Genomic DNA, 7688 nt, shown 5'->3' on the forward strand with positions numbered 1-7688 from the left:
AGCGCCACCGCATAGACCGCGATGCTCTGGCCGGTGAAGCGCAGCGGATCGATGGTGAAGGCGGCGTTCGACAACGGCGGGCCGCGCTGGCCCTCGGCGCCGAAGAAGACGAGCCCGATGCCCTGTAATGCGAGGTGACAGCCGACGGCCGCAATCAAGAGCACCAGCACGGATGTGTGGGCGATCGGGGCAAAGGCGATGCGATAAAGATAAAGCCCGATCGCACCAACGATCAGCAGTGACAGCACGATGTCGACCGCGATTGGGGTCTGCTTGTCGGCAAGATTCGAGGTGAACGCGAGAATAGCCGCAGGCAGCACGATGTTGGTCAGAAGGCTTTGCGCAATCAAGCCAGGGCGTAGTGCCCGTCGCCGCAGGATGAGATCAAGCACGAAGGCGACGATGCCCATCGCGACTGCAAGGCGTGCCGTGCCCGGCACCTGGCCGGAGGCGAGGGTGGCATAGGTCAATGCGCCATAGGTGACAAATTCGCCTTGCGGGATCAGGATGACGCGCGTCACGGCAAAGACCAGCACCAGGGCCAGACCGAGCAGGGCATAGATCGCGCCATTGGTGATGCCGTCCTGCAAAAGGAACAGCATGATGGTCGTGTTCAAAGCGGCGCGCTCCCTGGAATCCCTTTATGCTGGCGGTTGATATCCGCCCGCCTATTTTGATATGATGGATAACAATTATCGGATATAACCTCAAGGCCGATCGGCTTTTGGGCAGATTTCGAGCATAGCGCGATTTTCAGGCCTCAGGCGATGACCGTTTCCAGAACCGCCGGCGATGGCGCCAAGGCGCAGCGCGCCACCGGCAAAGCCGGCGAGAATAGCGCCATCGAGCTCGGCGAACTCGCCGAAATGCTCGGCTATCCGCTCAAGCGCGCGCAGCTCAAGATTTTCGACGATTTCTTGCGCTGCATGGCGCCGCTGCAGCTGACGCCGGCGCAATTTTCCGTGCTGTTGCTGCTCGAGCGCAATCCGGGACGCAATCAGACCGAGATCGCGACCACGCTCGGAATCCTGAGGCCGAATTTCGTTGCGATGCTCGACAGCCTGGAAAACCGCGAATTGTGTGCGCGCGTCCGCTCGGTCAATGACCGCCGTTCGCATCATCTCGTCCTCACCGACAAGGGCAAGGCGGTGCTGGCGCGAGCCAAGAAACTCGTTGCCGCCAAGCACGAGGCCCGGCTGAACGAGCTGTTGGGGCCCGCCAATCGCGCCGCTCTGGTGGCGATGCTGACGAGGATCGCGGAAGAGTTTTGAGGGCCGCTCAGCTCGCCATTCCCGGGGCGCGAGCATTTTGCGAGCGAACCCGGCATCCATGTCTATGCGCATGATTGTGGCGCAACGGATGCTCAGGTGCGCAATTGCGCACAGTAGCTCGAGATACCCGGTTCGCTGCTCAAGCGCGCCCGGGGATGACGTGCTTTCGCACGTCAATCCACCAAAATCACCCTGACATCGTTGACATTGGTCAGCGTTGGTCCGGTCTGGAGCAGGTCGCCGGTCGCCGCAAAGAACGCGGTGGCATCGTTGTTGGCGAGATAGGCCGCAGGATCGAGCGCCAGCGACTTCATTTTGGCGAAAGTTGCGTGGTCGATCACGGCACCTGCGGGATCGGAGGCCGAGCCAGCGCCACCATCGGCGCCGTCGGTGTCGCCGGCCAGCGCCGAAATATCGGCCGTGTCCTTCAGCAGCGCCGCCAGCGCCAGCGCATATTCCTGGTTGGGACCGCCGCGCCCGGTGCCCTTGACCGTCACCGTGAGCTCGCCGCCCGAAAGGATGGCAATGCGCTTGCCCTCGGCCCGCGCATTCAGCGCCAGCCTCGCATGCTCGGCCGCGACGTCACGGGCTTCGCCTTCGAGGTCGGCGCCCAGGCCGATGGTCGCATAGCCGGCATCACCCGCGACTTTGATCGCAGCGTCGAGCGAAGCCTTGGGACGCGCAATCAGTTTGAAGGTGGCACGCGCGAAGGCGGCATCACCAGGCTTGCAGCTTTCGTTGTGGGGATCGTCGAGCGCGCGCCGCACCGCTTCGTCGATATTGAGCTTGTACTTGGCCACAATGCCGCGCGCATCGGCGAGCGTGGTCGGGTCCGGCACCGTGGGACCGGACGCAATCGCGGACGGATCGTCATGCGGCACGTCGGAAATCGCCAGCGTCACGATCTCGGCGCGCTGGCCGGCCCGCGCCAGCCTGCCGCCCTTGATACGCGACAGATGCTTGCGCACGATGTTCATCTCGCCGATCGGCGCGCCCGAGCGCAATAGCGCGCGATTGACCTGCTGCTTCTGCGCGAAGGTGACGCCGTCCGCCGGCGCGATCCAGTTCGCCGAACCGCCGCCGGAGAGCAGCACCAAAAGCAGATCGTCAGGGCCGGCCCCCCGGGCCAGCGCCAGCGTTTCGTCGGCGGCCTTCAGCCCCGCTTCATCCGGCACGGGATGACCGGCCTCGATCACCCTGATGCGCCGCGTTGGCACGCCATGGCCGTGGCGCGTGGTGGCGAGACCCGACAGGCGCGCCGGATCGAGCTTCAGCTGATCGAGGTAATGCCGCTCGGCGGCGGCGGCCATCGCGGCCGCGCCTTTTCCGGCCGCAAGACAGATGATTTTTCCCTTTGGCGCGGGCGGCAGTTGAGCCGACAAGATCACGTCGGGATGGGCGGCGGCAACCGCGGCATCGAAAATCGCGCGCAAGAGAGGGCGTCGGTCGGTCATGGTCTCGGTTGGGTTCAAAGCACCTTAGGGAGTGCCGTTATCTATCCTCTTGCGGCAAAAGAAAACCCCCGCCGATGCTGCCGGCGGGGGTGTCGCCCTTGCTGCTTTGCTCAGCCGCCGACCTGGCCGCTGATGATGTCGCCGAACAGGACCCAGCGCTCGCCCTTGAAAACCTGGAGCTGAAGCTGGCTGATCGGAGCAAAATTCGTCGGCGAGGTGTTGATGGTGATGCCCGGCAGCAGCATCTCGCTGCGGAAGTCCTTCAAGCTGGCTGCCTGCTTCATGACGTTCTCGCGCGTAAGATTGTCGCCGCATTGCTTGAGCACTTGAACCAGGGTCTGGGCCACGCTGTAGCCGACCCCGGTGGACTGGTCGAGCTTGTTGCCGTCCGGATAATACTTGGTCAGGAATTCCACGAATTCCTTCATGCCGGGATCATTGTCCCACTGGGGATCGGAGGCATCCTTGATGTAGGCCGCGGAAAGAATGCCTTGTGCGTTCTCGAAGCCCGCCGGTTTGAGGACGCTGCCGACCGAAGCCGACACGTTATTGAGAATGTGCAGCGCCTTCCACTCGATCTCGCCAGCCTTCTTTATCGCCTGCGCCGCAAACTTCGGCGTCGTGACATCGAAGAAGATGTCGGCGCCGGTCGATTTCAGCTTGACGATATGGCTGTCGATCGTCGGCTCGGAGGTCTCGTAGCTCTCCTCCGCTACGATCATGGAGGCGGCTTTGTCGCCGAGGCCGTCCTTCAGGCCCTTGAGATAGTCCTTGCCGTAATCGTCATTCTGGTAGAGCACCGCGATCTTGGCGTTGGGCTTCTCTTTAAGAATATACTTGGCATAGATGCGGCCCTCGCTCTGGTAGCTCGGCTGCCAGCCCATGGTCCAGGGAAAATCCTTCGGGTCGTTCCATTTGGTGGCTCCGGTCGCGACGAAGAGCTGCGGCACCTTCTTGGAATTCATGTATTTGTGGATCGCCGAATTGGGCGGCGTTCCGAGCGAATTGAAGATGAACAGCACTTCGTCGCTTTCGACGAGCTTGCGCGCCTGCTCGACGGTCTTCGGCGGGCTGTAGCTGTCGTCATAGCTGATGAAAGTGATCTTGCGGCCGTTGATCCCGCCCTCGGCGTTGATCTTGTTGAAGTAGGCGGCGTCGGTCTTGCCGACCACGCCGTAAGCGGAGGCTGGTCCGCTATAGGGCATGATGTTGCCGATCTTGATTTCGGTGTCGCTCGCGCCGGTGTCGTATTTTTTCTGCGCCAGCGCGCCGGCGGCCGAGCCTGCCAGCAGTGCGAACGCGGCGAACGACGTGATCGCAATTCTGCCTGCGAAAACAGCCATGACGTTTCTCCCTCTTGTCCAGTGACGGATGATTGTGTCTGGCTTTCTGGGTCGAAAGCTCTTGATCCTTTCAAAGGCGCGCCAGCCTATCACGGCCGGCAGCAAAAAGCCCTCCGCGAACGGCTGCTTCTTTAGTAGGCTCTGTCGCGCCCCGGATGCTGCGTAGCACGAAGTGGCGCGCAGCTGATCCGGGGTCGCGGGGGTGACCGCCATGGTCCCGGATCAGCGGTGCACGCTGGCGCGCAGCACCGCATCCGGGACACGAAACGATCCTAGTTGCTCAGCTCGCTCGAGATCACGTCACCGAACAACTGCCACGTCTCGCCCTTGAACCGCTGCATCTTGAGCTGCTTGATCGGGGCGAAGTCCGTGGCCGAGGTATTGATGGTGATGCCCGGCAGCAGGGTGTCGGGCGCGAAGTCCTTCAGGCTGGCGGCCTGCTTCATCACGTTCTCGCGCGTCAGATCGTCGCCGCACATTTCAAGCACCTTCACCATGGTCTGCGCCGCGCCATAGCCGTACACCACCGAGCCGTCGAGCTTGTTGCCGTCGGGATAATACTTGGCAAGGAATTCGAAGAATTTCTTCATGCCGGGATCGTTGTCCCACTGCGGGTCGGACGCGTCCTTGCCATAGGCGGCCGACAGGATGCCTTGCGAGTTCTCAAAGCCGGCCGGCTTGATCACGCTGCCGACCGAGGACGATACGTTCGAGACGATGTGCAGTGGCGCCCAATTCATCTCGGCGAGTTTCTTGATCGCCTGGGCGGCAAACTTTGGGGTCGTGATGCTGATGAAGACGTCGACACCCGCGGCTTTCAGCTTGACAATGTGATTGTCGATCGAGGGCTCGCTGGTCTCGTAGCCTTCCTCGGCCGTTATCATCGACGATTTGGCGCCAAGCCCGTCCTTCAGTCCCTTCAGATAGTCCTTGCCGAAGTCGTCGTTCTGATAGAACACGCCGATCTTGGCGTCGGGTTTCTCCTTCAAGAGATATTTGGCGTAGATCCTCGCCTCGGCCTGGTAGCTGGGCTGCCAGCCCATTGTCCACGGAAACTGCTTCGGCTCGTCCCATTTGGTGGCGCCGGTCGCCACGAACAGTTGCGGCACCTTCTTGGCGTTCATGTATTTTTGGATGGCCGTGTTCGAGGCCGTGCCGAGCGGATTGAAGATCAACAGCACCTCGTCGCTTTCCACGAGCTTGCGCGCCTGCTCGACCGTTTTCGGCGGGCTATAGCTATCATCGTAGCTGATGAAATTGATCTTGCGGCCGTTGATGCCGCCTTCGGCATTGATCTTGTTGAAATAAGCCGCCTCGGTCTTGCCGATGACGCCATAAGCAGAAGCCGGCCCGCTATAGGGCATGATGTTGCCGATCTTGATCTCGGTGTCGGAGGCGCCGGTATCGTATTTCTTCTGTGCCAGCGCGCTGCCGGTCGAGGCGAGCGCGGCTGCGCTTGCGGCCACCGCGGCAATCCATAGCTTCCGTCTTGCAGACATCATTTTCTCCTTAGTGTTCTTAAGGTCTTTTGCGGCGGCTCAGCAGTTGCTGGGCGACCATAGCGACTTGCCTGGCACCGTGCGGCACCAGGAAGATGACGAGAAACAGGATGACGCCGAACACCGCGCCGGAAAGGCCCTTGGAGATGCCCTCTGCGATGTTCGGCACGAAGATGATAAAGGCAGAGCCGACGATCGAGCCGGGCAGCCAGCCGACGCCGCCGACCACCATGCCGAGGAACAAGGAGATCGCGAGCGTAATGGTGTAGCTGTCGGGCGCGACGAACTGGACGGCGATGGCGCCGAGCCCGCCCGCGATGCCGGTGATACCGGCGGAGACGCCGAAGGCGAGCGTCTTGTACAGCGCCACGTTGATGCCCATGGCAGACGCCGCGATCTCGTTGTCGCGGATCGCCATGAAGGCGCGTCCCGAGCGGGACCGGAGCAGGTTCACCGAGAAGATGTAGATCGTGATGGTGATCAGAAGCGTGAAATAATACAGCCACATGTCCTGCGACATCTTCAGATGCGCCAAGGAAAGCACGCGTTGCACGATCTCCGGCGGGTCGGGTTTGGTGACCACAAGGCCCTGCACGCCGCCGGTCCAATGCTCGAAATAGCCGAGCTTGAGCAGTTGCGGCATTGCGGTCGCAAGCGCAAACGTAGCGAGCGCCAGATAGACCCCGGAAAGCCGCAGCGCCGGCTGCCCGAACAGGAAACCGAACACAAAACAGACGAGGCCGGAAATCGGCAGCGTCAGCGCGTAGTTGATGTCGGCGTGTTCCATCAGGATCGCCGTCGTATAGGCGCCGACGGCGTAGAAGGCGCTTTGTCCGAGCGAGAACTGGCCGCTGCCGCCGGTCAGGATGTTAAGCGCGAGCACCGCAAGCCCATAGACCAACAGCATCGTCATCTGGAAGATGATGAAATTCTTTACGAACAGTGGCACGGCAATCAGGAGCGCGAGCATGATCAGCGAGGCTCCGGTGCCGAGCGTCATCGCCCGCTTCGGCACGGCCTCGATCGCGGGGGCGGCAGCAGCTTCCTCGACAGCGCTCATGATCAGACCCGCTTCACGATCGGCCGGCCGAACAGCCCGGCCGGTTTGATAACCAGAACAGTAATGATCAGCGCCAGCGCGATCGGCAGCTTGAGTTCGTTGCCGACGCCGGGGATGTAGGTGCCGGCCAGATTTTCGATGATGCCGACCAGAAAGCCGCCGATCACGGCGCCGAACGGACTGGTGAGGCCGCCAAGCACGGCGGCGGCGAAACCGTAGATCAGCACGCCGCCCATCATGTTGGGCTCGAGAAACACCACGGGCGCGATCAGCATGCCCGCAATCGAGCCGATCGCGGCCGCCATGCCCCAGCCCAGCGCGATCATCCAGGAGGTGTTGATCCCGACCAGCCGGGCCGATTCGGGAACTGACGCCGCCGCGCGCATGGCAAGACCAATGCGCGTGTAGCGGAAGAAGACATAGAGCGCGATCAAAAGCAGCACCGTGACCCCGATCATACCGGCCTGGTGGGTCGAGATCAGCTGGCTGCCGAGGAACGGTGCCGAGCCGAACGGCGTCGGGTATTGCTTGATGGTGAAATCCCAGATCAGCCCGGCGCAACTATTGATGATGGCAAAGAGCGCGATGAAACCGGCGACGTTGGTCAGGATCGGCGCTTTGGCCAGCGGCTTGAACAAAAGCCGCTCGATCAGGATGCCGCCAACGAAGGAGAGCGCGAGCGTGAGCAGGAAGGCGCTCCAGTAGGACATCCCCGACTGCATCAGCTGCCAGGAGATGAAGGTCGAGAACATCGCCATCTCGCCTTGCGCGAAATTGAGATGGTCGATCGCCTGATAGATCATGACGACCGCAAGCGCCATGCAGGCATAGATCGCGCCGGTGGCGATGCCGGCCAGGACCTGATTGGTGAGAAGCTCCATGCCTGAGTTTCCCTAGTAGCCGAGATAGGATTTGCGGACCGCTTCGTTGTCCGCGATCTCGTTCGCGCTTCCCGACATCACGATGCGGCCGGTTTCGATCACATAGGCGTGGTCGGCAATTTCCAACGCAAGCTGCGCGTTCTGCTCGACCACCAGGATCGTCACCTTGTCCTCGCGGTT

The 7688-nt window shown here is 61.8% G+C and carries 6 protein-coding genes and 2 pseudogenes; 1 reads left to right on the plus strand and 7 read right to left on the minus strand.

Annotated features, from left to right (window positions below; translation table 11 throughout):
* Positions 1-602 (minus strand): annotated as a pseudogene (locus VFL62_RS00445) (branched-chain amino acid ABC transporter permease); the annotation flags it as partial.
* Between the two features lie 165 nt (positions 603-767).
* On the opposite strand from VFL62_RS00445, the gene VFL62_RS00450 reads away from it, so the two are divergent.
* A complete protein-coding gene (locus VFL62_RS00450) occupies positions 768-1271 on the plus strand; it encodes a MarR family transcriptional regulator (RefSeq protein WP_325170410.1) in 504 nt (167 codons plus the stop codon).
* A 173-nt stretch (positions 1272-1444) separates the two neighbouring features.
* Here the strand turns inward: VFL62_RS00450 and VFL62_RS00455 are convergent, their stop codons facing one another.
* From VFL62_RS00455 to VFL62_RS00480, 6 genes and pseudogenes are all read right to left on the minus strand, one after another.
* The gene (locus VFL62_RS00455) at positions 1445-2725 is read right to left on the minus strand and encodes a glycerate kinase type-2 family protein (protein ID WP_325170411.1); all 1281 of its coding nucleotides are present in this window, start codon (positions 2723-2725) and stop codon (positions 1445-1447) included.
* A 110-nt stretch (positions 2726-2835) separates the two neighbouring features.
* A complete protein-coding gene (locus VFL62_RS00460) occupies positions 2836-4068 on the minus strand; it encodes an ABC transporter substrate-binding protein (RefSeq protein ID WP_325170412.1) in 1233 nt (410 codons plus the stop codon).
* A 272-nt stretch (positions 4069-4340) separates the two neighbouring features.
* The gene (locus tag VFL62_RS00465; RefSeq protein WP_325170413.1) at positions 4341-5567 is read right to left on the minus strand and encodes an ABC transporter substrate-binding protein; all 1227 of its coding nucleotides are present in this window, start codon (positions 5565-5567) and stop codon (positions 4341-4343) included.
* 19 nt (positions 5568-5586) lie between these two features.
* Positions 5587-6627, minus strand: coding sequence for a branched-chain amino acid ABC transporter permease (locus VFL62_RS00470; RefSeq protein WP_325170414.1), 1041 nt, complete (start codon positions 6625-6627; stop codon positions 5587-5589).
* Positions 6628-6629: 2 nt separating this feature from the next.
* Complete coding sequence (locus tag VFL62_RS00475) at positions 6630-7508, minus strand: branched-chain amino acid ABC transporter permease (protein ID WP_325170415.1); 879 nt, start codon at positions 7506-7508, stop codon at positions 6630-6632.
* Between the two features lie 12 nt (positions 7509-7520).
* A pseudogene (locus tag VFL62_RS00480) lies at positions 7521-7688 on the minus strand (ABC transporter ATP-binding protein); the annotation flags it as partial.

The organism is Bradyrhizobium sp., from assembly GCF_035701725.1.
Lineage (GTDB): Bacteria > Pseudomonadota > Alphaproteobacteria > Rhizobiales > Xanthobacteraceae > Bradyrhizobium.

Bases quoted from the DNA above. Each gene is read 5' to 3' on its own strand.
- VFL62_RS00460 (WP_325170412.1), bottom strand. From the start codon at position 4,068: ATGGCTGTTTTCGCAGGCAGAATTGCGATCACGTCGTTCGCCGCGTTC.
- VFL62_RS00475 (WP_325170415.1), bottom strand. From the start codon at position 7,508: ATGGAGCTTCTCACCAATCAGGTCCTGGCCGGCATCGCCACCGGCGCG.
- VFL62_RS00455 (WP_325170411.1), bottom strand. From the start codon at position 2,725: ATGACCGACCGACGCCCTCTCTTGCGCGCGATTTTCGATGCCGCGGTT.
- VFL62_RS00450 (WP_325170410.1), top strand. From the start codon at position 768: ATGACCGTTTCCAGAACCGCCGGCGATGGCGCCAAGGCGCAGCGCGCC.
- VFL62_RS00470 (WP_325170414.1), bottom strand. From the start codon at position 6,627: ATGAGCGCTGTCGAGGAAGCTGCTGCCGCCCCCGCGATCGAGGCCGTG.
- VFL62_RS00465 (WP_325170413.1), bottom strand. From the start codon at position 5,567: ATGTCTGCAAGACGGAAGCTATGGATTGCCGCGGTGGCCGCAAGCGCA.